Raw genomic sequence first — 24479 nt, forward strand, 5'->3', positions numbered from 1 at the left:
ACTAGACTTTCCTGTATTTTACAGTGCGATAAAACTTCCCATGAAGTATATAATAAACTCCGATTCCGGCTAGAATGAAGAATGTGCTATAAAAATATAATGAGCTATAGCCTACTTTTTCTGTTACGAGACCGAATAAAAAGGACCCAATTCCAAATCCAAAATCAAATGTTGATAGGTATGTGGCCGTAGCCAATGCCCTTTTTTCAACTGGTGCAATTTGTATGGCGATTGTTTGAATACTTGGAAAGATGGTTCCCCAACCTAAACCAATAAGAGCCGCTGAAAGAAGAAATGATAGTAATGATGTTGAAGCACTAAGTAAATATGTTCCAACAGCAAAAAGGAAAATTGCCGGATAGATAATTATATTTGCTCCATAAAGATCAAACCATTTCCCGGTAAAAGGTCTCGAAATTAACAGGATGATAGCATACACTACAAAGAAATAACTAGCTGCATCAGCTAAACCAATCTCTTTGGCATATACTGACATAAAAGAAATAATTCCAGAATAAACCAGAGCGAAAAATCCAGAAATTAATGAAACGGGAATAACAGAACCTTCAAATAAGGACTTTATTCCTTTACATATATCTAATTTTTTGACTTCTTGTGTTCCTGTGTTTTTAGGAATCCGAACAAATAAGCCGACTATCAGAGCAACTAGTGCCAATAAAGCATTAATGAAGAACATTAAATTTGTTCCTCCCTGATGCATAATAGTTAACCCTAAAAAAGGTCCAACTACCATACCAAGATTGAGTGTTAGCCCATAATAGCCCATCCCTTCCCCTTTTCGTGATTCAGGGATGAGATCTGCTACGATAGCTCCGGTAGCTGTAGTTGCCATTCCAAATCCAATTCCATGGAAAAAGCGAACAATAAGTAGTGTTGTGATCGATTGCGTTATAAAGTAAAAAAAAGATGAACCACAAACTATTAAGAAAGCTGTCAGAAAAATGGGGTACTTTCCAACTCTTTCTATCCATTTGCCCGCGAATGGGCGAGTAATGATACCCGCAATCAAAAAAATTGTAACAATAAGCCCAACCTCCGATTCATTACCATTTAGTCCTTGTAAGGCGTATATCGGTAAAGTTACCAATAAGTAATAGAATATTGTAAAGGTAAGAAAATTAGCGATTGAAATACTAATAAAATTCATTGTCCATAATTTTGGCTTGGGCAATATAATTCCTCCAATATTCATCTAATATTAAAAATATAAGTTTTGATATATTTAATACTTGCTGTTAGTTATTTTTAGCATTCTTTGACAGAATACTCCCTTGGTATCGGACCCTTTTTTTAAATGGATTAAATGACAACGTTATTCCTACGAAATATTCAGCTTAGTTCAGTGTTGAATTAAGCAGAGTCAAATTTTTTTAGATAGAGTCTTAAAATTATTAATCCTGATAAAATTTGAAAAAGTTACTAATAGCAAGAACACTTATTGATATCCAACATCATGAGTTTTCGCAAAAAATACTGTTCGTCCATATCAAGTGTTTTCAAGCTTCCCTAGTAGGAAAAAAGCAATTTATTTATCAGTTTTTTTATTCTGAGAATATAAAATTATTTTTCGTAAAAATGTCTAAAAGCTTTTTCAAGATTTATATTCGCACGCTCCCACACCTTAAGATTAATGATTCAGGATGTGCGTTAATAAGTAAGGTTTTCATATAAAATCTCCTTTGTTTTTGATAATCTAAGTATACTGTTAAAAGGTGACAGGATTAGACACCATTAAACAAAGGTGGAGAAAAAAAATGAAAAAAGCAGAACGACTCAATCAAGAACTTATTTTTTTGAGCAATAAACACGAATTTCAATTAAAAGACTTGATGGAAGAGTTTCATATTTCTAAACGAACGGCACTAAGAGATATTGAAGAATTGGCTAGGATGGGTTTACCTTATTATACTGAAAGCGGCAGATATGGGGGGTATAAATTGATTAACCAAACCTTGCTACCTCCAGTTTATTTCAACAATGATGAGATTCGAGCTATTTTTTTCGCATTGAACGCCCTAAACATTCTCTCAAGCACACCTTTTGAAAAATCATATACACATATCCGACAAAAATTATTTGCTACTTTACCTAAGAGCCAGCAAGAATATCTTGATAGAATGCTTGAGGTAGTTCGGTATTACGGTGTTGCTCCAATTAATCTGCCAGAATATCTTGCACTTATCTTAACTGCTATTATGGAAGAAAAAATTGTTCGAATGATATATTCTCAATATGAAACAATCAAAATTGATCTTCAGGTCTATGAATTGTTTTATCGCAATGGCATTTGGTTTTGTAGTGCTTATGAGGTAAATCAAGGAATGTGGGGAACATATCGCTGTGATTATATGTCAGAGTGCGAAATTCTTGAAGAAATTGAACATATCTACTCACTTAAAGAAATGAAGAATTTTCATGAGGAGCACGAAAAAAATTATCATAATATTCCTTTTTGCGCTCAATTAACTTCGTTTGGAAAAGAGCTATTTTTAAAGCATCATTATCCAAATATGGTGCTAGAAGAGAAAAATGGTATCTCTTATCTGACTGGTGGCTATAATGAAACTGAACTCGACTATATGACGCATTATCTTTGTTCATATGGAAAACATGTAAAGATTGAATTTCCAGAACAGCTCAAGGAAAGTTATCTCCAACAACTTGAAGAAATAAAGTCACAATATCTGTGATAATTTTCTATCATTGTGCAATGACGATAATGGTTTTTCTATAATTAAACACAGGGACGGATCTACTGTATCATAATAATGAAACAAGAGATCCGTCCCCGTGTTTTTATATGTAGTTTGAGGCGGGCAATAAAATATATTGAGGCAATACTAGTGAGCAGCTATTTTATGTAAAAAACTGCCCTATTTATGATACGGCTCATAGCTATTAATGCGAAATTACTTCCTCCACAATAAGGGGCGTTTGTCGAACAAAGCTACACATGTTTCTCTATAAACCAAACTGTCACTTTAAGTACATTATTTCTCAGACTTTGTATCCATAACTTGCAGGATTGAATATAACGTTGGTGAACAATAGCCCGATATTGTGCACTAGCAAGGTTGGTAAATTAATCCGGCATCCATTTTTATTTCTAATGACTCTCCAAATCTTTCATTTTATTCAAATGAACGACTCACTACTGAGGTTACGATATCGGTCATAATTTACGTCAAAATACGGACACTTTACACTATCAATATTTGCTTAGTGATGAGAAATCATATATACAGCAAAACGCAAATAAAAAAAGTAGCATAAGCATTGCTACTTTCATTGCAATTATTATAATTTAAAATAATCTGCTTCACGTTTTTCTAAAAATGCAGCAATCCCTTCCTGCCCTTCTTTACTCCTTGCTCTGTCAGCAATTATTTCGGTTTCCATGCTCATTTGTGATTCTAGTGTTTCTTGTAAAGAATGATAAAATAATTTTTTTGTTAATCCATAAGCATTCATTGGCCCATTTGCAAGTGTTTTACCGAGCTGTAGGACCAGTTTTTTGATTTATGTAAAGTTCGGGATAAACTGCCGGTTTGACTTATTACAAATCCATGAAAAAGGCAAGAGCGATTAATTATAATCGTTCTTGCCTTTAATTAGCTTTAAATTATTTTTCTATAACTCCCCTAAGTTTGATTTGCTTGTTTTATTGAACAGATCGTTTCTGCCACATAATTGTTACAACCATTGTCAAGACTAAAAAAACAAGCCCCATAATAAATGGATATAAGATATTTAAATCATATAATAAACCTGCTAAAGTTGGCCCTAAAACATTTCCAATGCTCATGTAAGCATTAGCCATCCCCATCGCAAAGCCCTGTTCATTATCAGCCAATTTGGAGATAAGTGTGTTTAGCACAGGACGAAGAATAGAGGTAGCAAGAAAAATTAAAAGAGTTACCCCAAAGAAAAGAGTATAGGTTGATGCAAGGAGCGAAAGAAGAAACCCAATTGTTGATACACCTAGGAAGATATTTAAAACATATCCTTCACCGAGGCGGCCGACGATTCGGTCAACGACAAAAAGCTGAACGATGACACTTACAATTCCCGTAGATGTTACCATGATTGCAATTTCTTGTGGTGTTGCGCCAAATTGATTATCAACAAATAGTCCTAGAACTGATTCGTAGGCCATTAAACCCAAACTCATTACTAGTGTAATAATGAGAGGTATAAAATATGGCATCTTCACGGAACGAATCATCTTTCTACCCATTGATTCCTCATCATTTGGAAGATCCTTCATTTCCTCTGTGTTACTTTCTTTAAGAACATAAACTGAAAATATTACGGAAACAACTGATACAAGTGCAGATATTAGAATAGGGGTCTTCAATCCAAAGTCAGCAAAAAAACCACCTATTCCCGGACCAATAACAATTCCCAACGACATTGCTGCTGATACTAAGCTATTCCCTTTTGCTCTTTGTTCCACCGTAGTAATATCCGCTATATAGGCAAAAATAGCCGGCACAAGTAACGCAGCTCCAACACCGCCGATAACACGAGAAGCATATAGCCACCAAATTGAATTAAAAATGTAAAACACAAACATGGAAATCGTCAAACCGATCAATCCATAAATAATCATCTTCTTACGTCCATATTGATCAGCCCATTTTCCCGCAATCGGAGAAAAGATTAATTGAGCACCAGCAAAAAGGGCAATCATTAATCCCGCAGCAGTGCCTCCTTGATTAATGGACTCTAAATACGCGGGCAAAATGGGGATAATAATCCCGAAACTTCCAATTGCAATAAACATATTAATCATTAATATCATGATTTTTTTTCGTTGTTCTGCATTCATGTAATACACCTCTTTTTCTATTAGAAATTACTGATTGATATCTTTAATAGTCTTTTATTTCATTAGATCCGTATTGTAACAATTCAACACTATTAAATAGAACGAAGAATTTATTCTACAATAATAACAAACCAGTGTCAATAATCCTTACTATTCTACTGGAATTGAATTTCGTTAAAATAGGTGCGACCCTACCCTTATGGATCACAAGGTTACATAAATAGTTAAAGGTGCTTATTTCTTAAAAATTCGTGTGCGCACCATCTCCCCTTTTCTTTCCAAGAGCATATATACAATATAAAAGAATCTTTTTTCTGTGAAGAAAGGCAGTGACGAAGATGGCGAAGTATAGAATGGTGCGCACTGATTTTTGGAAGAATCCGATTGTTTTAGAAGAGATGACGCCGGAGGATAAGTATTTCTATCTTTATCTACTTACGAATCCGCATACGACTCAAATTGGTATCTATCGAATTACGAAAAAACAAATAGCTTTTGATTTGGGCTATTCAATTGAGAGTGTTCAGTCTTTAATGGAGCGATTTGAGAAGCACCATCGGTTGATTCGTTATAATCCTGAAACAAGAGAATTAGCAATTAAAAACTGGGGAAAAGAGAATCTCCAAAAAGGCGGAAAGCCGGTCATGGATTGTATTTTATCCGAATTGAAAGAGGTAGAGGATTGCACGCTTATACAAAATGTTTCAGAATCCATACATAAGAAGGAGATCAGAAGTTTATATGAAGATTTTTGTACACAAGAAGACATGTTCTTTGCCATGGAAGACAAAGATCAGGATGAAAAAGATTCCTCTTTAACCGATTGTGAAGACGCTGACGATACGTTGCTATGTCGTGATACGATACGTGGGCAAAAAGAAAAACAAAAAGAAAATGAAAAAGAAAAACAACAACAAAAAGCTCTTAATCCAAAGATAGAGAATAATCCAGATGATGTGAGGGAAATAATTGAGTTTTGGGATGCAAATGGATTTGGTTTTACAAACGTAAATGCGAAAGAGCAGTTGTTGTCGTGGTTAAATGATTCTAATTTTTTACAACCAAAGGAAATGATTATAAAAGCCATGACTATTGCCTGTGCCAATAACAAGCGAAGGCTGAATTATGTCGTGGGTATTCTGAAAAACTGGGAAAATGAATCTTTACTGACCGTAGAAGAAGTGGATTTGTATGAGGAGAAACAACAGCCTGTAGTAAAGAATCGGCAGTCAACTGAATCGTTTCCTGCTGGAAGAGCGATACCAAGAGGGTTTGAATTTGACATGACGGCAGGTGAAGATGAATGAATATAGCGAGAAAAACACTCTTGGGAAGCTTAATCAAAGCGGAAGAAACCAACATAGCTAAATTGCGCTGTTGAATCCAGAGCCAATAAACGTCCCATAATGTCCAATAATCAGGGAGCAGACCGTGTTGAACAGGATGCCGATGTCATTTTGTTCTTTCAAACGATTGTGGCATTGCCACCTTTATAGATTTATTTCATCGGTAAATTGAAACGCTATCATGAATCATCAATAATATACCAGCTGAAAACAAAGTTTTCCCAACCCGCAAAGTTATCTAATTGCACCGTAGTACGAATGCCGTGTGTTACAAAAGTTTGGATTTTTGCGGCCATTTCCTCTAGGGAGTGCATTAAAAAGAGTGCATTTTTTACACTCCACTCCTACTATTCGAAACTTCCATTCTTTTGGAATCAAAGGAATTTCACTATATTTATATAATTAATATTGTTTTTTTCTTCTACTTTTAACTCCCTACTCATATCATCCAAAAAAAATAATTAAACAACACCGCAGATCGAATTATACGAAATACTTTATGAAGCTATTGTTAGACATCTTTTATCTAAACACGAAATTTGTAATATTTTACTGATTATGGCAGAAGAATTGAGCCAATTATGCGGACTTTTGAGCCATCGATTACGGAAAATAGAGCCAGCATTTGCAGAGCTGAGAGCCACCTTTGATACAACCTCTCTTTAAAGAAGAGAGTCAGAGCCATAGCAGAGCTGCTCGCCATTGACTATAACGCACGATTCTTTGCAGTTGCTGGAAGGGGTCGGGGCCCCGCCAGCGAATGCTTAGAATCGGATTGCCCGTGTTATCATATTCGAGCAGGTGTGCCTATTGGCATTATTTATAGGAGACCCGCGATTGTTCCCCAACACGGACAAAAGTTATAGTCAATGGTGGCAGACAAGAGGATTTTTGCTAATTAACGCTGAGTAATAGTCGTGGTAGTCGTGGTTCTCCCTTCAGCAGTAACTGGCTCAATCATCCGCATTTAGAGGATCAAACTGTCCGCCATACTCAATGTACCACTAGTGACATCTTTTGTACCAAGTAATGCCAAGGAATTTACCACTAAACGACAGGTTATTTACCAGAGTGACCCTTGGAAATAATAGGACCCAGTGGAAAAGGCAAGCGAAGCGTTTCTTGTACTGAGTAGGCGTGTATGATAAGCTGTCCGGCTGGCAGCCCCTAGCGACCATAGGGAGCGCACCAAAGGGGATGCTGGCAATGGCTGCCACATCATACCCGCCTGTCGAGAATGCCTTTGGAACGGCCGGTAGGAGGGTTGGTAAATGGGATGTCAACTGTTGGTAAATTTGTTGTCAAAGGGTGTCAAAAAAGATGGCGAGGGTGGTAAAATCTCTTGGCCGTAATCACTCTTTTATAACCTCAATATTTTTCCTTTTCAGGATTATTTATATGATTATAATTGACAGCAACCATTGCACCGATGAGGAAATGTTTAATATCTAGTGGATATTGATGTAATGTTTCCATCATTATACAGGAAATAAAATTCGACAAATATTACAAAAATCCTTTTCTTACGAAAAAAAGATTTCCCCTAATCGAAGAAATCTTCTAACTCATTAAACGTATTTCATTTTTACAAAATATTCTTATTCGCCCTACCCACCATATTCGCAGGCATCTCTTCCCTTAGTCGCCATACAAAACTCATCGGTTTATTCCCTGAATGCTTTACATAATCAGCTGTCCCTAGGAAGACAAATGGTGCTGTATGCCCCTGTTCTGTTTTGTATTCGCGGACAAAAAGCGCGATTTGATGGTTTCGTTTTTTGTGATGAATGTATCTCTGGGCTGTTGGACTCGTTTCTGACACTTTGCTTTGGGTTTGCCAGTGGAAGAGCCGTTCATTGATGGCATAGTCCTCGTAAAGTGTTGATGGTGAAAAATCTTTTTCAGATTTGTTCAAGGTAATGAAGAAGATATCCAGATGTTTGTCCTGGAAGTATTTTACACCTTCTCGAAATGCCGGTGACTTTTCTTCATTATAGTACCCTAACGCTGCAAGTATTTGATTCGTTGAATAGCTACAATGAACCCGTAACGGACATTCGAAATTCAAGTCATGATCCAGTTCCATTGTTTCAAGCGAATTGTATTGGTATTGAAGAATTTGCAAGATTTCATTTTTAAATGGTTCGTTTGATAATAGCTGGTTTACCCCCGCTTCGATTGATGCCAGGCCCTCTTTTGTTGGATGTGCCTGGTAAAATGAATAATAAAACATATTCAGCACGATTTTTTTATCATTGCTCTGAATAATGCCGTTTTCAATGTAATGGATGAGAAACTTTAGGAGCGTACTGGAATTTAGGAAAAATAAATTTTGCAGGCGTTTTGTAACGAACTCCTCATGTTCCCAAGTAAATTCCTCTTTTACCCCTGCTTCAACCATCATCCTCGTGAAGCTGCGATTGCGATTTTTGCCATAAAAATCATATAAAGATAACCGGTGATGCTTCAAAAAGTTTTCAAGCGTTAGTTCCAGACCGGTATCCTGTTCGAAATATTTCATTTTAGATACAAGATTACCGCGGGTATTGGTACTCGATTTAATGTTTCTTAAAATGTATTCTTTCGCTTGTTTTTCAAGTTGAATAAAGCTGCCCTTTGGTAGGTTAAAGAAGCCATGTTCCACATAATGGGCAACAGAATGCTTGGTCTTGCCGATCAGCGCTCGGAATTTTTCTTCAAAATTATAGTTTTTATGGGCTTGTCCGACAAAGTCCAATACAGTCAAGCACTCTTTTCCTTCCGCCAAGCGCAAACCACGTCCTAATTGCTGCAGAAAGACTGTTAAGCTTTCCGTTGGCCGCAGGAAAAGGATTGTATTCACTTCAGGAATATCAATTCCTTCATTGTATAAATCAACGACAAAGATAAATTTGATCTCGCCATTTATAAGCTGTGTTTGCGCTTCATTTCTGACTTTAGCATCGCCATTCCCGTAAAGTGCAACTGCAGGAATGCCAACTTTCGTAAAGAATTGGGCCATATATTTAGCATGCTCGATGGATACACAAAAACCTAATCCTTTTACATCATCAAGATCTGTCACATATTTAAAGAGGCTTTTGACAATTTGATTGCTGCGAATAGTGTTTGAGGTATAAACATTTTCTAGTTCTTTCATGTCATAGCCTTTACGACTCCATTTCAGCTTGGACAGATCAACTGTATCGCTTACACAGAAGTATTGGAACGGGCTAAGAAGCTTGCGGTTAATAGCTTCTGTTAATCTCATTTCTGCCGATATTGTATCCTCAAAATAGGTTAAAATATCCTTGCCGTCCATCCGCTCTGGGGTTGCTGTTAGCCCAAGCAAAATTTTCGGCTGATAATGGCTTAATAATTTTTGATAAGAAGCTGCAGCTGCATGGTGAAATTCGTCAACGATGATGAAATCGTAATAGTCAGCTGATGTATGATTGTATAGTTCTTTACTATTAAAGCTTTGAATACTGACAAAAAGATGGTCCAGCGAGCTTGGCTGATGGTTGCTGACAAGCAGGTCTCCAAAGTTTGGGTCCCTTAAAATCACTCTGAATGTATCTAGGCTTTGTTTTAAAATTTCTTCGCGATGTGCGACGAACAATAGCTTTGCCGATTGTTTATTAGCAGCTTTGAAGCGCTTGTAGTCAAAAGCGGAGATGACCGTTTTGCCTACACCGGTTGCTGCCACAAGAAGATTTTTCATTCGCCCAAAAACTTCCCGCTCAACCTGTAGTTTCTCAAGGATCTCTTTTTGATAAAAATATGGTTTAATATCAAACAAAAATGGTAGTTCGTTATTGTTGTCATTTTTGTTTTTGGAAAGTGCCAGTTTTAAGCGCTCCTGGTCCTCTTTTTCTTTTGCATGAAAAGTAGTAAATTCACTGTCATTCCAATAACTTTCAAAGGTTGCTTCAAATTTTTTAACGATATCAAATGAATCCTTTTCCGTCACTTTAATATTCCATTCAAGTCCTGATGTTAAGGCTGGATTCGATAAGTTCGACGAGCCAATATAAGCCGTGCTGAAGCCTGTTTCTCTTTTGAATAAATAAGCTTTGGCATGAAGCCTCGTGCGGTCAACATCATACGAGATTTTGATTTCAGTGTTTGGCAGCTGGCTCAGCTCAATGATCGCCTTGTAATCGGTTGCCTCCATGTAGGAGGTGGTGATAACTCTCAACTTTTTGTCTGGCTGTGCTGTGAAAGCTTTTAGTTCCTCGATGATGCAGCGCAAGCCGCTCCATTTAATAAACGAAACGAGCATATCAATTGAATCCGCTGTAAGGATTTCTTTTTTCAACTCTCCCAGCATGTTGGGTTCATAATTGGAGCCGGTAAATAAGGAACTTTGCGAAATCGGCGTAACCGGGCGAATCATTTCACCTTTTCTGATGCTTCTGATCGAATTTAATTTTGAATAAATGGAAGTAAGCACTTCGCCTTCCTCGGCGATTTTTAAAGCTTTAAAATCTGATTCTGCCAATCTTTCACTTAAAAGAGCAATGATCTCATTACAAGTCCGAATTTGATCAAGCAATGCTTGATGGTCGTCACTTTCATTGTCCCTAACATATGTAAGAGCACGCCTAGTTACGGCAGATATGTATGTTGATAACAGTTTCCGGGCTTCCTCTGGATCTAATGGCTCTTTTCCTACTTCAAATTTTTCACAGTCTAAGGTTGCCAGTTTCTTTTTTAGTTTTGCATTGATAATTTCTTCGTAGATGCCTTGTTTCAGCATAGGAACACCTCCGTAGCAAACAGTAACAGCGACTGTTCGCAAGGTATTGTATAAGCAATGTTTTTGCCCAAAATCCACCTTTTTCTACCATTATACTACAATATACCCAATTATCTGCCATGATTTAGGTAGAGCTGTCAGAGTAAATAGTAACGTTGGAAAAAGTAATGTAAAATACTATCATTGGAAATGACTAGTAGAGGTGGCGTTTATAATCAAAAAAATTATTAAAGTAGTAGCCGCAATTATTGAAAATGAAAATAATGAAATTTTATGTGCACTTCGATCACCAACCATGTCCACGCCGAATCGCTGGGAATTTCCGGGAGGCAAAGTGGAAAAAGGTGAAGATCTATTTTCTGCTTTGGAGAGAGAAATCGATGAAGAGCTGGACTGCAAAATTAAAGCTATACAAATCTTTCATGAGAACATGCATGAATATGACTTTTCTATTATTCATTTAATTTCAATTAAGTCTCAGATTACAGATGGTACGCCTACAGCTTCCGAACATTCTAAGCTTATCTGGCTTAAAAGAGAGAATCTTGAATCTTTAAAATGGGCGCCGGCCGATGTTCCTACGGTTGAACAATTACTCCATGAAAAATAGACTTCTCCTTTGAGAAGTCTATTATGGGATTGGCATAGTTAAAGATTTACTGATTTTGAATTAGATCATTAATTTCCTGATCGGATAATTGGGTAACTTTTTTAATGTATGAAATCTCTATTCCATCTTGAAAAAGCCTTTTGGCAAATTCTTTTCTTGCTTCTTCCTTCCCCTCTTCACGTCCCTTCATCTCAAATTCCTTGTACAAATCTTCAAATGGTTTTGCCATTTTCAACACCTCCAGTATTTTTGCTTTTTCCGGCTCATTAATGTGACTATAATTTACTGTTACCATTGCTCCAATTATATAATGTTTAAAATCATCATCTATATTTTCTTGTAAAAACTTTGTAAGTTCATAGGCCCTTTTCGAAATTGTGGATTGGTTTGTTTTCATCATTGGGAGTAAGATTATTTGAAGTCTTTCAATGTTTGTAAGTGGATTACCTTTCATAATGGTTTCCTTTATTTTACCGAATATCTCATCACCATTAAAGTCATATTCAAGAAAAATACTATCCTGTTGTTGTTTGACACTTCCTATATCTAATTGATTTTTCGTTGTTGGGGAAACACCTGAAGAGAAAACTACAATGCGGCGGATTTTTTGACTACGTTGTTCGTATAGCGCTAAATCATAGTAAGCAAAACGAATGAGGTCTTTTTCAGTGAGGCTATCAGATTCAAATTCAATGTGGGCTATTGTTCCGTCTTCTAAAAGAAAATTGATATCCATTCCTCGATCCTTAACTTCAATCAAGGGTACATTTGTCTGGATGACGTCTTTTACCTTTGGAAGTTGGATTCCGGTAAAGGGGATAAATTCATCCTTGAACATGGCCGCGAGGGAACGAAACCCTATATCCTTATGGTTTCTGGGGATTTTGTAGTCTTCAGTCAAAATAAATAACTCCTTTCAATATTTAACTTTTTCTAGATCAAAATATTCGACAAAAACTACAAAAATCCTTCTTGCCGCAAAAAAGCCTGGTGGAGAAAGAGAATCAGGAACCGTGGACCAAAATAAAAATTACCCCATCAGACGACCAATGGGGCAATGATTTTTAAATATTTTTATAGGTGATAAGATATAACGATGTAATCCTTATTCAAAGCCTCTTCATTCCGCTTTGCATTTTTTAACAAACCACATACAGGCAATTCGTAGGAATACTTTTCAACAGATTCGTTAATAATGCCTTTCGTTTTCAAAGCTTCAAATAATTGTTTCATAGCAACCTCAACTGAAATTTGGCTGTTTGTACTTTTATCTAAAAATCCTTCGATACACACTTCTTCAAAGTCATCAGAGATTTTTTCAGTTGATTCCAAAATTTCGATGTTCATTAAGTTTTCTACTTCATCTTTATCTAATTTAATAATCGTAAAAATGTCCATTTTTCTATCCCCTTTTTATATCTTATGAATCCTTCGTGACCAGAGTTGTGATCATTCAGATTGTTCATAAATTCACATATTTTATTTTGATAAAAATTACATTATTCCCTCCAAAGATAACAATTTAAAAGTAAAAAAGCAATGAAAAATATGTGAACATGCTATTATCGTTTCTGAATAACAAGTAATAGGTTATCCTCCAATCAATACGATTGTATAGAGGATTTTAATTATGGCCATTAGCATGTGCTATTTCTGCCAAGATTTTTACCAGCAACCGACACAAAATTTACAACGTTAAGGAATTTTAGAGTTAAAAAAGGCTGATTCCCCCAATAATCACGCCCGTTTGCTTGACAAGGATGCTACCTTTCAGTTATTAAGTAATTGCCTTAACTCTTCTGTCATTTCCTCAACTAACTCTGGTCTGCCATGAAACTGAGCCGGAGTATTTTGAAACAGTTCTATCCGCCATTCATGATCTTTCCTCGCTGCAACTAGCGTTTGATGAGCATTTACCGCTGGCTCTATATCTGTTTTTCCAGGTGGAATCATTCCTGCAATAGCGTGTAAGATTGCGGCATCAGTTCCTAAAAGCCGTATATCTTTAACTTTAGTAACAAAAGGAGCAGTAGGATGATTTTCAAATATCGGTGTAAGGTGCAATAAAATCTCCTCTTGTCCTATTACCTTACTTCCATCAAACCCAATTTGGACTCCCTGTTCTGCGAAGAGTAAAGCCATTCCCTGAGCATCTCGTTTGTTCCATGCATCGATTAGTTTTTGATAAAGATTTTGAATTTCACTATGGATTGAATCATTCATGTTCTATCCCCCTTAATTATTATAAATCCTTTCACAATGATTTCTTAAAGTTTATCACATTCAGCTGTAAAGGGTTTCTTTTTGATTTCTCATAAACTCTGCTGTATTTTAATTAAATTGTCAGTAAACCTTCTGTCCATTCGTGAACAGAAGGTTTTGTTTGTTGATGGAGCGAACTTTGCTAATACTAGGGTTGCTCTGCTGGGACGTTCACTTGAAAAGTAACGCCGAACTTGTCCTTTACTTGCCCATACAACGGACTCCAATCCGTCTTCTGAAGAGGCATAATGACTTGTCCACCGTCTTCCAAAGCGGCGAAGATTTCTCTAGCTCTAGCCTCTTCTTTGGGATGGATGGCCATCTGAATCGAATTGCCTGGCTGATAAGGCATGCCTTCGTACGTATCGCTGAACATGAGATCTGCTTCTCCGACTTTCAAGTGTGCATGCATAACGCGATTCTTCATTTCATCCGACAACGGATAATTCGGGTCCGCCGGCATATCTCCGAACGTCATGATACCTATCACTTTTCCACCAAGCGCTTTCTCGTAAAAATTGACCGCTTCTCTCGTGTTACCGTCGAAAATCAAATATGGGTTCAAACTAATTGACATTATTCAACAACTCCTTATTAATAAATTTTATAGAATACTTAAACTTAAATAATTTCCAGGTGGCAGTAACTACCAACTATTATTACCTTATACATATTTTATAAAACAGAACATTAGTTCGTCAACAAAAACATAATTAAATACTACCAATTTTTTGCGTTACACATTTTTGTTTCTCAAAATTATGTTAGGGATGGTACAATTCATTAGCTGCAATCAAAGTTTCGGAATAACCCCGTTGTTTCTTGTAAATGATAACATTGTTAAACAGGAATTAAGGAGGAGTTATATGCAACAGGATCAACAAGCTAAAGAGGTTTTGAGTTCTATTATGAAACCAGGATTTGCCGGAACCGATGCACAAGAAGTAAAACAAGAAATTCAAAAAGATGTAAGCGAAGGACAAGGTTCAATGACTTCCAGAGAAGCAGGTTCAATGCGGGATTAAAAAAACACTTGTGATTAAATATAGATTGGTAAATCCTGTATCATTGATTACCAAGTAATCTTTGATACAGGATTTTTTAAGTAGAATGTTTCACAAACTTACTTTTGACTTTAGGAAAGGTTTTTGGAGAAACCGTTCCATTTTTACAAAATAAATACAAATAGGAATTTTTCAGCTTCAACTCTGAAATGTTTTTTATCCTTTTTCTTCAAATTGTGTTAATGGAACCGGAAGCAATTATTTATATTTCTTTACTATTATTGCTGAGTTGTGACCCCCGAAACCAAATGAATTCGATATACCAATGTTTAATTCTTTCTTTCTGGTACCATCAGAGATATAGTCCAAATTACATTCTGGGTCAGGGTGTGTCAGGTTGATAGTTGGGGGAATAATGCCTTCCATTATGGTTTTCACTAAGGCAATAGCCTCAACTCCCCCTGCAGCACCAAGCATATGTCCGAGCATCGACTTATTTGCCGTTACGGGAATTTGATAGGCACGCTCCCCAAATAATTTCTTTATAGCAAGAGTTTCTGAAAGATCTCCTAGAGGCGTACTTGTTGCATGGGCACTAAGGACATCCACTTCCTCTGTTGATATATCAGCCTTTTTCAATGCATTTCTCATAGCTATATAAGCCCCAATCCCTTCTGGATGGGTTGCTACAATATGGTAAGCATCAGAGCTTGCTCCATAACCAATTACCTCACACAAGATTGGCGCATTCCTCTTTATTGCGTGTTCCAATTCTTCCAACACCAACACTCCCGCTCCTTCACTCATAACAAATCCATCCCTATTTGCGTCAAACGGCCGACTTGCTATAGAGGGATCTGAATTGGTTGATAGAGCTTTGGCATTTCCAAAACTCGCTAAGGACAATTGAGTAATGGCTGCTTCCGCTCCCCCCGCAAAAATTATATCCGCTTCACCGTTTCTAATGGTATTAAATGCTTCCCCAATAGAGGTATTCCCAATAGAACAAGCTGTAACAGGAGATAAGGATGGTCCAAGTGCACCTAATCTAATACTTATTTGGGCTGCCGCTGCATTAGTAATAATCATTGGCACCAAACTTGGACTTACTCTCCCAGGTCCTCGTTCGTTTAGTAAATTAACATTCTCGATAAAAGTTTGAATTCCCCCAATTCCTGATCCGACAAAAACTCCTATGCGTTCACGATCTATCTTGTCTAAATTTAATTGAGAGTTTTCCAATGCTTGCTCTGCAGCAGCTAAAGCAAGCTGAACAAATCGATCTAATTTTCTAGCTTCCTTTCTTCCCCACCTTTCTTCTGCATCAAAACCACGGACCATACCAGCTATCTTTGTTTTGGAATTAGAAACATCAAACGTATCAATTGTTGTGATCCCTGAGTTTCCATTTACTAAGTTGTTCCAAACAGTATCCACATCATTACCTAAGGGTGACATAACGCCCATGCCAGTAATTACAATTCTTCTCAAGAATATCCCTCCAATAGTTTTTTCTTTATTTTAACTCGTATTTATCCTATTACAAGTTGTTGTTTATCATAGTATAATTAATACTACTTTAATAATACTTGTTCAGAGGGGCGTTCAATCATGAATCAAGAAAATAGACTTAAAGCTCTGTCGGAATTTTTGAAAATGCATCGATCTAAAATTAATCCCAAAATGGTTGGATTACCAATGGGGGGGCGTAGGAGAACACCTGGTCTTCGAAGAGAGGAAGTTGCTCATTTAGCAGGTGTCAGTACAACATGGTATACCTGGCTCGAACAAGGAAGAGACATCAAAGTTTCTCCTTCCGTAATTGATTCTATTTCAGATGCGTTGCAATTAAATAAAGATGAGCGAAGATATTTTTATGCCCTTGCATTGACAGAGGGAGAGAAACAAACATTTTTAAATGAAGAAGAAACGGTGATTAGTCCAGCCTTGAATAAAATACTTCAAGAACTTCGATACTGCCCCATTATTATTTCGGATAGAAGGTGCCATATCGTGGGATGGAATCAGGCAGCTGCTCATGTATTTTTGGATTTTGAACAAATCGCACCAGAAAAGCGGAATCTCATCGACTTGCTTTTTTCTAGAAAAGAGTTTAAAAGTTTGGCTGTAAATTGGGAGCATTTTGTAAAAGGCTTTTTAGCCATTTTTCGTACCTATTACGGACAATATGTAGCTGATAAATGGTACTCCTCTTTTATTATGGAGATGGAACGAAAGTATCCAGAGTTTCATGAAATGTGGAATGAAAGTGAAGTTAGCTCGGCCCCTGAGGTATTAATTGAGTTTCGTCACGCCAAAGCAGGAAAGATGCTGTTTAACCTAACCTCTCTCCAGGTTCAAGGAGACACTAATTTACGTTGCAGTGTATATACCCCTGTTGAAAATACCGATACAGAATCCAAGTTAAAAAGACTAATGGGTAAAGAATAATAAATGGCTCCATTTCAGTTTGATAATATGAATGAATAACCAAGCCATTAATGCAAAAAAACCTTCCAATCAATTAATAAGGGAAGGTAAGTTAGCTTCTATTTTGAAACTTTTTTAAAGAACTGCTAAACCTTGTGAACCTGAGTAAGGAAGGTTCGTCCATGAAGCAATCTGCAACCTTACTAGACTACCATCATTTTGGATCTTAAATACTGATATAGTACCCTGATTTCCGTTCATAGTGTAAAAATATTGTCCATCTTTACTCACGCCAACATCCATAGGAAAACCTAGTAAAATACCTGATGGTGTACTGGTGGTATGCCCTACCACCGATAGTGCTCCATTGGGTTCGATTCGGTAGGTAGAAATGGTGCCACTTAAGGTGTTGGTAGTGTAAGCAAACCGTTCATCCTTCGTTGGTACAACCCAACAGGCCGTCATATAACCATTTTGTACAGAGCCACTGATTACTTGAAGGCGACCGTCGTTACTCAATGAATAAGATGACAGCCCATTTGAAATGGCCTCAGTAACCAAAAGGATTCCAGAGGATAGAAAGTATGCGCCTAAAGGTCCTTGACCATAAGAATCATTAACGATTGGTCCTGTTAGAGCCCCATTTCGATTTACATGGAATATACTGAGATGGTTTGAGGTAAGCTCTGAAACAAGGATTTTACTTCCATCTGGAGTGAATAGAACCTGCGCAGGCTGAGCGTTAAATGTACTTAGAGAATGGGTAGATCCGGGAATGGGAGTAAGGTTTCCAGAAGCATCTATTAGAAAACCAGTGATATTGGAGGCATAATTATTTGCGGCATTTCCTACATTGGAAACATAGATAAGATTTCCAAACACATCGACACTATTAGGCTGGGAACCTCCTGATGGTTTCACATCAGTCAAAACGGGCACTCCGTTGTCAGTTATGATGAAGCTACTGAGGGTATTACTACCAGCGTTAACAGCGAGTAGAAAATGTTCATCAGGTGACAAAGTTAGAGCACCTTGTGAGGCAAGTGGATCGATACCATCATTTGCTGTTGCACCAGAGACTTCTTTTGTGCCCGTACCCCTTCCGTAAGTGGGGTAGGCACCTACAAAGGTAAGCAATCCATTCATTTCCCTGTAAAAGGCAATAATTTGATTCCTGACTTCATTATTGGTCATCATATACACCATACTTGGACGCGCACGAAAATACTGGTTCATCTATGACTCTCCTCCTTTCATTATTTTATATGACTTTTTTTCCAATGAAATTCATCAAAAAAAGTTTATACCACTGTGTAAGTGCTAGGCCAAGAGTGTGAATTCTATAAAAAAGCAGAAAGTAGCTTTAGAATTGGCAGAGCATGTTCGGGGGCAATTTCATAGTAAGAAACTTTTTGACTTATAAACATTCGTTCGGTTCTGTGTTGTAAAAAAAAAGACCTTGTTACTAGTACAGTATTCTTATAACCGCAAGTTGAACATAATTGTGTAGAAGCAAAATCTTTCGGTGCTTTGACAAAGTATTTTCCTCGTTGTTCTTTCGCTAGACGTTCTTCCATTTCTCGATAATATTGAGGGTAATTGGCTTTCTTACCCTCGTTGTCTATCACGAAATGTTGGTTTGATCCCCAGTGTCTTCTCACGTTTTAAGGCAGATTTCTTGTATTGTTTCTTATATGCAATCAGAAACAGTCGACATACCCATTATCTTTAAATAAGGCAATTTGTCGCCAGCTTGATAATTACTCTTTTCCAAATAATCATATAGGTGAGCAACATGATCTCGTGGTCTTTGATTTGTAAAATTTCTCAAATTGGTGCAATTCTAATTGTTTCTTGCTGTTCAAGACATTTATAAAGCCAAATCAGGATTTCATTTTCAAAGGATATTTGATCTATTTCCTCATAGCCAATCACTTCATTACCATTATCGTAAATTGGCGTTAATCCAACAGCGCTGTCTATACTGGGTACGTGTCCGTTTAATGTTAGATAGTATAAGTTGGCGTTTCGGGCTTGTTGATAATACTCATAGCATTGTTTACGCTAATCTTCTGCATATATTTTTACTTCAATCAGATGAATTTGTCTTCCGTTTCGAAATTTTGCCAAAATATATTTCTTTCTTCAAATCACAAAAAAAGTGTATTATAGTATGCATGAATAAAAACAAGTGGCTGATTTAAACTTGACGCCATTTTTTGAGGGGTTATAAAATATGTCATTTACTGAGAGAAAAAGTATAACTATTTTAGTAGAGTTATTCATGGTCATCGTTGGTACAGCAATTTCCGCTATCGCACTTAATATGTTAACAAGGGCGTCCCATTTGTTGGCTGGTGGTTTAACAGGGATCTCCCAGTTTATCCACCATTTCTTTCCTATTGATGTGGGGCTTTTCTATTTTATTTTAAATATTCCTTTAATGATATTGGGATACAAATATTTAGGAAGGAAGTTTAGTATCTATACGATTTTGTCTATCGTCTTATTGTCTATTTTTTTATTTATCATTCCGGTTCAACATTTATGGACGGATAATACTCTACTCGCAGCCATTTTTGGTGGAACACTGAACGGAATCGGATGTGGCATTGTTTTAAGAAGCGGCGGTTCACAAGGTGGACTTGATATTCTATCGAGAATTATAGCGAAAAAGTCAAATATTTCCGTCGGAAAGGCCGGCCTTGCTGTCAATTTAGGGATTGTCATAGCTTCTGGTTTTATTTTTAACAGTGAAATTGCTTTATATACGATTCTTTCAATGTATGCTTCCATGAAGATGTATGAAATTATTTTAAACAATGTGGATCGTATTTCAGTCTTAATTATTACAAGTAAGGGCGAGGAAGTAAGCAACGAAATCACCACAATCTTACGTCGTGGAACAACGATGTGGAATGCAACTGGTGGCTACACCCATGATGAAAAAACGGTTTTACTATGTGTCACTGTAAAGGGAGAACTATCGCGGTTGAAAAAGATTGTGAAAGCTACTGATTCGCAGTCCTTTGTTAGTGTTATTTCAACTCAATCTGTTATTGGGCGATTCCATCAAGTATGGTGATAAAATAGTTATTGAAGACCGCTTGGAAATGATAAATCCAAGCGGTTTTATCATTTTAGTTTTAATATTCATACTCCGGATGATTATGGCGTATGCAGCCAAATAGATAGCACCTGGGTTCGATTGATGTCCGAAAATCCATAGCAGGTTTCTTCCCTGATGCGATTTTTTCATATACCTGTTCCAATTCTATTTTTTCCTTTTGAAGCATTTCAATAACTTCCTGTTTATCGTTTTCGGTCCAAGTATCGTCACATTCTTCTTCGTAAGCCTCTTTAATTTCTTTGACTTTTTGTTCGAGTTCTTCTTTTAAAAGATTTTGAGCACGCGTCTTGTCATTTACTTTCATTAATGCGTAAACATAGCGGCTAATCCAACTTACATCATGTGAGTATACGTCCCAGCCTTTTTCAAACCATTCCACCGCTTCCTTGTAGCAATCCAACTCTACAAATAAATCGGCCACTTCCACTTCTCCAACAAATTCAGCATCATTTTGGGAGAATGATTGCAACCTCTCTTTTGCTTCCTTTAGTTTTCCTAACTCAACCAAGCACTTTATATGGGAATACAACGCATAATCCGCGTTTTCAGAGGCAAGTAAAAAATAGTTTGCGGCATCCTCGATATTTCCTAAATGATAGTTCGCAACTGCTAGATTATTAAACGCCGGTTTCGTTGGCTGAATTGATAGCGATTTTTGCAAAATATCCTTGGCTTGCTGCCATTTTTCTTGTTCGAAGTAAACCTCGCCAAGCAAACTAAACGGAAAATAAGAGGATGGATTCATGGTGATAGCTTCCTCCAATAATTCTTGTGCCTTTTCGTAATCTTGTTCCTCGTGATTGTAGATCCAGGCCAAGTTGGTAAGTGATTGTACATCCCTCGATTTTTTTACTGCTTCTTGAAATAATGCCAGTGACTCTTCATATTTATTTTCTTCAAGTAATTCAATGGCTTTCTTATTTATGTTCAAACGCAAATCCTCCGAGCTTTTCAATTCTATGGATACTGCACCAGATTCTGTATTGCCTTTCGAATTCCACCGCGCGGATCATCGATGTCGCCTTTGTAGCGTGGAATCAGGTGAAAATGCAAATGATGGACAGTTTGTCCACCATAATAGCCAACATTGACGCCGATATTATAGCCATCAGGCTTGTATTCCTGATCAAGCAGTTCCTTCCCTTGCTTGATTAGTTGATGTATTGCATTTATTTGTTCATCGTTTGCATCAAAATAAGTTTCAACATGTTCTTTTGGTATGATCAGCATATGGCCTTTTTGAGCTGGGAATTTATCATAAAAAGCGACAGCATTTTCGTTTTCCAATAGGATTTGATTTTTTTCTAAGTTGCAAAATGGACAATTCACTTGTATCACCTTCCTTGTGAAAATTTTACCATTATCATCACTTACAAAAAAGACCAAACCCGATTAGGATTTGGTCCAACATATTATAGCTTCAAACTTTATTTTCCATTATTCAATAAGCCTTTATTCAATTATAAAGGTATCATCATCAATACCTTTCTTTATCGTTGCATCCTCACTTTCTATCATTACACTAATCGTGCTGTCAATCTCTACTTTAACAGGGTCTCCAATCGGAATTTCCTTAGCCGGTTCATCAGTTTGATCTTTCACTTGCTTAGGGATCGTAATCATTACTTTTTGATTAACATTGTCCCATTCTACAGAACAGCCCAAAGATTCCCCGATAAAACGCAATGGAACAAATACGCGTCCATCTTTAACTATTGCTGGACTTTCTAGAATATACGATTGAGCATTCACTTTAGTTTGTTTTGATCCGATGGTTAACCAGACATTGATAGTGCCTTTTGTTGCATGTATTTCTTTGGTTTCCTTGTCGTATACAACGCCAGCGTTCAAGGATTCAAAGATTCCGCGTAAAGGCACCAAAACTCGGCCGTTTTGTAGGATTGGTTGTTGGTCATACCTTTGCTCGGACCCATCGATGAAAACTTTTATTGCTGCCGCTTCTCCGACACTGGTCAGCGAAAGCCATATAAGTGCTGCAACCCATATAATATGTATTTTTTTACCAAACATCAATAATTTCCTCCTTTTCAATATTCTGGAATATACATTCGACAAAATCTATTAAAAACCCTTTTTTTGGAAGTTATTTTAGAACATAGTTTGCAGGGCTTGGTGACAAGTACTATATCTTATAATATAGATGTATTGATTTCCGTTTTGTAAGTAAGTATGAATCTTAGGGGGAAAGACAAGTGACAACCATTGATCATAAAACTACACAACTATGGATGGAACGATATCCTTTATTTAATAAGCTTATTTCATTGGAGGAAATATTTTGGGTGAATCCCGCTATCGAAAAATTTCAGACTGCGATTCTTGCATCCTCCCTTTCCTATGCTGATGTAAGGGATGCAGAGGAAAGGTTGATGAGGTTTGCGCCTTATATCGCCAAGGTTTTCACGGATACACAAAAGATGAATGGCATCATCGAATCACCTCTTGTGAGAATTCCTGCGATGAAAAATATCATGGAACAAGACAGCAAACAACCGATTGACGGCGAATTATTATTAAAATGCGACAGCCTCCTTCCAATTTCAGGATCCATTAAGGCAAGAGGCGGCATTTATGAAGTTCTAAAATATGCCGAAAACTTAGCACTTCAGCATCACCTGCTAACACTGGAAGATGACTATTCCATTATGGACAGCACACGGTTTCGTACATTCTTTTCACAATATTCTATTGCAGTTGGATCAACTGGCAATTTAGGACTAAGTATCGGGATTATGGGAGCCAAGTTGGGGTTTAATGTCACGGTACATATGTCCGCCGATGCGAAACAATGGAAAAAGGATTTGCTTAGAAGCCTCCATGTCAACGTCATTGAATATAAGGCCGACTATAGTAAAGCCGTAGAGGAAGGCAGAATCCAGGCGGAGCAAGATCCAAGCTGTTATTTTATAGATGATGAAAATTCCAAGGACTTATTTTTAGGATACGCTGTAGCAGCGTCACGCTTGAAAAGGCAATTGGAGGAAATGAAAATTGTTGTAGATGAAAATCATCCTTTATTTGTGTACCTTCCATGCGGCGTTGGCGGTGGTCCCGGTGGCATCGCTTTCGGGTTAAAATTAGTATTTCAAGACAATGTACACTGTTTCTTTGCAGAGCCTACCCATTCTCCGTGTATGCTGCTTGGTTTGATGACCGGGCTTCATGATCAAATTTCAGTCCAAGATGTTGGAATTGACAATATCACAGATGCCGATGGCCTGGCGGTCGGCATACCATCAGGATTTGTGGGCAAGTTAATGGAACCTTTTTTAAGCGGCATTTATACAGTTAGTGATGAACAATTATATAAGCTGCTGAAGAAACTAGTGGATACAGAAGGAATTCATCTAGAGCCGTCTGCTTTAGCTGGCATGATTGGACCAATAAAGCTATCTGAAGAAGGCAGCGATTATTTAATGAAAATGAATGCGGCGAATAATGCGAAGAAAGGTACGCATATCGTTTGGGCTACTGGCGGAAATATGGTGCCGAGAGAAATGATGGATGAGTATTATCAAACGGGATTGAAATTAATAAGTGAAAAATAATCATAAAAAAACAGTTCCTCATCCAAAAGAAGAACTGTTTTTTAAATTTACAATTATTATAGATAAGCTAATGCCACTTTTCCCTTGGTTTCTAGGTCCTCAACCATTGTATACCATGATTGTGGTTTATTTGATAACACGGTATAAGCTCGTTTACCCCTTCTTCCATCGGAAGGCGGTACTCTGTTGCCCCAACAACTTTTCCTTCATGTAAGGCTACAAAGACGCGAATCCCCGGATCTTCTATGTTTGTAATACGCCTAATAAACCTTATCTCAATATTATTTTTATATTTGACAATATTTTGTAAGTTACTTATACTTTTGTTACATTCATAATTTTCAGACAGGTTTATTGGATATAAAATAGGCAGGAAATGATCCTAAACAGAAAGTGATGTGAATTAAATTGAACCCGTTTATTATCATTATTGTAATCATGTTAGGAATCCATACAGGTCTTAATTTGGACAAAATATTAAACAAACACAATGAAAATTACACAATCACTACTGAAACAAAGGTTTTTATAAATC

20 protein-coding genes and 2 pseudogenes are annotated in these 24479 nt (G+C 37.0%); 8 read left to right on the plus strand and 14 right to left on the minus strand.

What is annotated here, in order from left to right; all coding sequences use genetic code 11:
• Position 1: 1 nt before the first annotated feature.
• On the minus strand, positions 2–1192 hold the full coding sequence (locus tag ACNQFZ_RS02560) for an MFS transporter (RefSeq protein ID WP_458413798.1): 1191 nt from the start codon (positions 1190–1192) through the stop codon (positions 2–4).
• A gap of 583 nt (positions 1193–1775) precedes the next feature.
• On the opposite strand from ACNQFZ_RS02560, the gene ACNQFZ_RS02565 reads away from it, so the two are divergent.
• Positions 1776–2711 carry a helix-turn-helix transcriptional regulator gene (locus tag ACNQFZ_RS02565; protein ID WP_458413799.1) on the plus strand — a complete coding sequence of 312 codons (936 nt, stop codon included), beginning with the start codon at positions 1776–1778 and terminating at the stop codon, positions 2709–2711.
• A 607-nt stretch (positions 2712–3318) separates the two neighbouring features.
• Here ACNQFZ_RS02565 and ACNQFZ_RS02570 read toward each other — a convergent pair.
• Both ACNQFZ_RS02570 and ACNQFZ_RS02575 read right to left on the minus strand, forming a co-directional pair.
• On the minus strand, positions 3319–3540 hold the full coding sequence (locus tag ACNQFZ_RS02570) for an enoyl-CoA hydratase/isomerase family protein (RefSeq protein WP_458415285.1): 222 nt from the start codon (positions 3538–3540) through the stop codon (positions 3319–3321).
• A gap of 142 nt (positions 3541–3682) precedes the next feature.
• Positions 3683–4852 carry an MFS transporter gene (locus ACNQFZ_RS02575; RefSeq protein WP_458413800.1) on the minus strand — a complete coding sequence of 390 codons (1170 nt, stop codon included), beginning with the start codon at positions 4850–4852 and terminating at the stop codon, positions 3683–3685.
• A gap of 338 nt (positions 4853–5190) precedes the next feature.
• On the opposite strand from ACNQFZ_RS02575, the gene ACNQFZ_RS02580 reads away from it, so the two are divergent.
• Together ACNQFZ_RS02580 and ACNQFZ_RS02585 are read left to right on the plus strand one after the other, a co-directional pair.
• On the plus strand, positions 5191–6159 hold the full coding sequence (locus tag ACNQFZ_RS02580; RefSeq protein WP_458413801.1) for a DnaD domain-containing protein: 969 nt from the start codon (positions 5191–5193) through the stop codon (positions 6157–6159).
• Between the two features lie 69 nt (positions 6160–6228).
• Positions 6229–6348: pseudogene (locus tag ACNQFZ_RS02585) on the plus strand (hypothetical protein); the annotation flags it as partial.
• A 1435-nt stretch (positions 6349–7783) separates the two neighbouring features.
• Here the strand turns inward: ACNQFZ_RS02585 and ACNQFZ_RS02590 are convergent.
• Positions 7784–10939: a DUF3427 domain-containing protein gene (locus tag ACNQFZ_RS02590; protein ID WP_458413802.1), complete on the minus strand. Its 3156-nt coding sequence runs from the start codon at positions 10937–10939 to the stop codon at positions 7784–7786.
• A 214-nt stretch (positions 10940–11153) separates the two neighbouring features.
• On the opposite strand from ACNQFZ_RS02590, the gene ACNQFZ_RS02595 reads away from it, so the two are divergent.
• Entirely contained in the window at positions 11154–11549 is a 396-nt protein-coding gene (locus ACNQFZ_RS02595) for a (deoxy)nucleoside triphosphate pyrophosphohydrolase (protein WP_458415286.1), read from the plus strand.
• Between the two features lie 46 nt (positions 11550–11595).
• Here the strand turns inward: ACNQFZ_RS02595 and ACNQFZ_RS02600 are convergent, their stop codons facing one another.
• The 4 genes from ACNQFZ_RS02600 to ACNQFZ_RS02615 form a co-directional block, all read right to left on the minus strand.
• A complete protein-coding gene (locus tag ACNQFZ_RS02600; RefSeq protein ID WP_458413803.1) occupies positions 11596–12450 on the minus strand; it encodes a hypothetical protein in 855 nt (284 codons plus the stop codon).
• 173 nt (positions 12451–12623) lie between these two features.
• Complete coding sequence (locus ACNQFZ_RS02605) at positions 12624–12947, minus strand: hypothetical protein (protein WP_458413804.1); 324 nt, start codon at positions 12945–12947, stop codon at positions 12624–12626.
• A gap of 372 nt (positions 12948–13319) precedes the next feature.
• Complete coding sequence (locus ACNQFZ_RS02610; RefSeq protein WP_458413805.1) at positions 13320–13772, minus strand: SgcJ/EcaC family oxidoreductase; 453 nt, start codon at positions 13770–13772, stop codon at positions 13320–13322.
• Positions 13773–13959: 187 nt separating this feature from the next.
• Positions 13960–14388, minus strand: coding sequence for a VOC family protein (locus tag ACNQFZ_RS02615; protein ID WP_458413806.1), 429 nt, complete (start codon positions 14386–14388; stop codon positions 13960–13962).
• Positions 14389–14677: 289 nt separating this feature from the next.
• On the opposite strand from ACNQFZ_RS02615, the gene ACNQFZ_RS02620 reads away from it, so the two are divergent.
• The gene (locus ACNQFZ_RS02620; protein WP_458413807.1) at positions 14678–14836 is read left to right on the plus strand and encodes a hypothetical protein; all 159 of its coding nucleotides are present in this window, start codon (positions 14678–14680) and stop codon (positions 14834–14836) included.
• Positions 14837–15073: 237 nt separating this feature from the next.
• On the opposite strand, the gene fabF is transcribed toward ACNQFZ_RS02620, so the two are convergent.
• The gene (gene fabF / locus ACNQFZ_RS02625) at positions 15074–16306 is read right to left on the minus strand and encodes a beta-ketoacyl-ACP synthase II (protein ID WP_458413808.1); all 1233 of its coding nucleotides are present in this window, start codon (positions 16304–16306) and stop codon (positions 15074–15076) included.
• 120 nt (positions 16307–16426) lie between these two features.
• Between fabF and ACNQFZ_RS02630 the strand changes: the two genes are divergently transcribed.
• Positions 16427–17266, plus strand: coding sequence for a helix-turn-helix transcriptional regulator (locus ACNQFZ_RS02630; RefSeq protein ID WP_458413809.1), 840 nt, complete (start codon positions 16427–16429; stop codon positions 17264–17266).
• 114 nt (positions 17267–17380) lie between these two features.
• Here ACNQFZ_RS02630 and ACNQFZ_RS02635 read toward each other — a convergent pair whose 3' ends face one another.
• Positions 17381–18481 carry a lactonase family protein gene (locus ACNQFZ_RS02635; RefSeq protein WP_458413810.1) on the minus strand — a complete coding sequence of 367 codons (1101 nt, stop codon included), beginning with the start codon at positions 18479–18481 and terminating at the stop codon, positions 17381–17383.
• Positions 18482–19481: 1000 nt separating this feature from the next.
• Here ACNQFZ_RS02635 and ACNQFZ_RS02640 point away from each other — a divergent pair.
• On the plus strand, positions 19482–20330 hold the full coding sequence (locus ACNQFZ_RS02640; RefSeq protein ID WP_458413811.1) for a YitT family protein: 849 nt from the start codon (positions 19482–19484) through the stop codon (positions 20328–20330).
• A 61-nt stretch (positions 20331–20391) separates the two neighbouring features.
• Here the strand turns inward: ACNQFZ_RS02640 and ACNQFZ_RS02645 are convergent, their stop codons facing one another.
• The 3 genes from ACNQFZ_RS02645 to ACNQFZ_RS02655 all read right to left on the minus strand — a co-directional run bounded on the left by ACNQFZ_RS02645 (position 20392) and on the right by ACNQFZ_RS02655 (position 22406).
• Positions 20392–21306, minus strand: a complete 915-nt coding sequence (locus ACNQFZ_RS02645) for a tetratricopeptide repeat protein (RefSeq protein ID WP_458413812.1) — start codon at positions 21304–21306, stop codon at positions 20392–20394.
• A 26-nt stretch (positions 21307–21332) separates the two neighbouring features.
• Positions 21333–21704, minus strand: a complete 372-nt coding sequence (locus ACNQFZ_RS02650; protein ID WP_458413813.1) for an HIT family protein — start codon at positions 21702–21704, stop codon at positions 21333–21335.
• A 123-nt stretch (positions 21705–21827) separates the two neighbouring features.
• Entirely contained in the window at positions 21828–22406 is a 579-nt protein-coding gene (locus tag ACNQFZ_RS02655) for a stalk domain-containing protein (RefSeq protein ID WP_458413814.1), read from the minus strand.
• Positions 22407–22588: 182 nt separating this feature from the next.
• Between ACNQFZ_RS02655 and ACNQFZ_RS02660 the strand changes: the two genes are divergently transcribed.
• The gene (locus ACNQFZ_RS02660) at positions 22589–23944 is read left to right on the plus strand and encodes a D-serine ammonia-lyase (protein WP_458413815.1); all 1356 of its coding nucleotides are present in this window, start codon (positions 22589–22591) and stop codon (positions 23942–23944) included.
• Positions 23945–24119: 175 nt separating this feature from the next.
• Here ACNQFZ_RS02660 and ACNQFZ_RS02665 read toward each other — a convergent pair.
• Positions 24120–24191, minus strand: a pseudogene (locus ACNQFZ_RS02665) (GNAT family N-acetyltransferase); the annotation flags it as partial.
• Positions 24192–24479: the final 288 nt, after the last annotated feature.

The organism is Schinkia acidoalkalinis, from assembly GCF_054301215.1.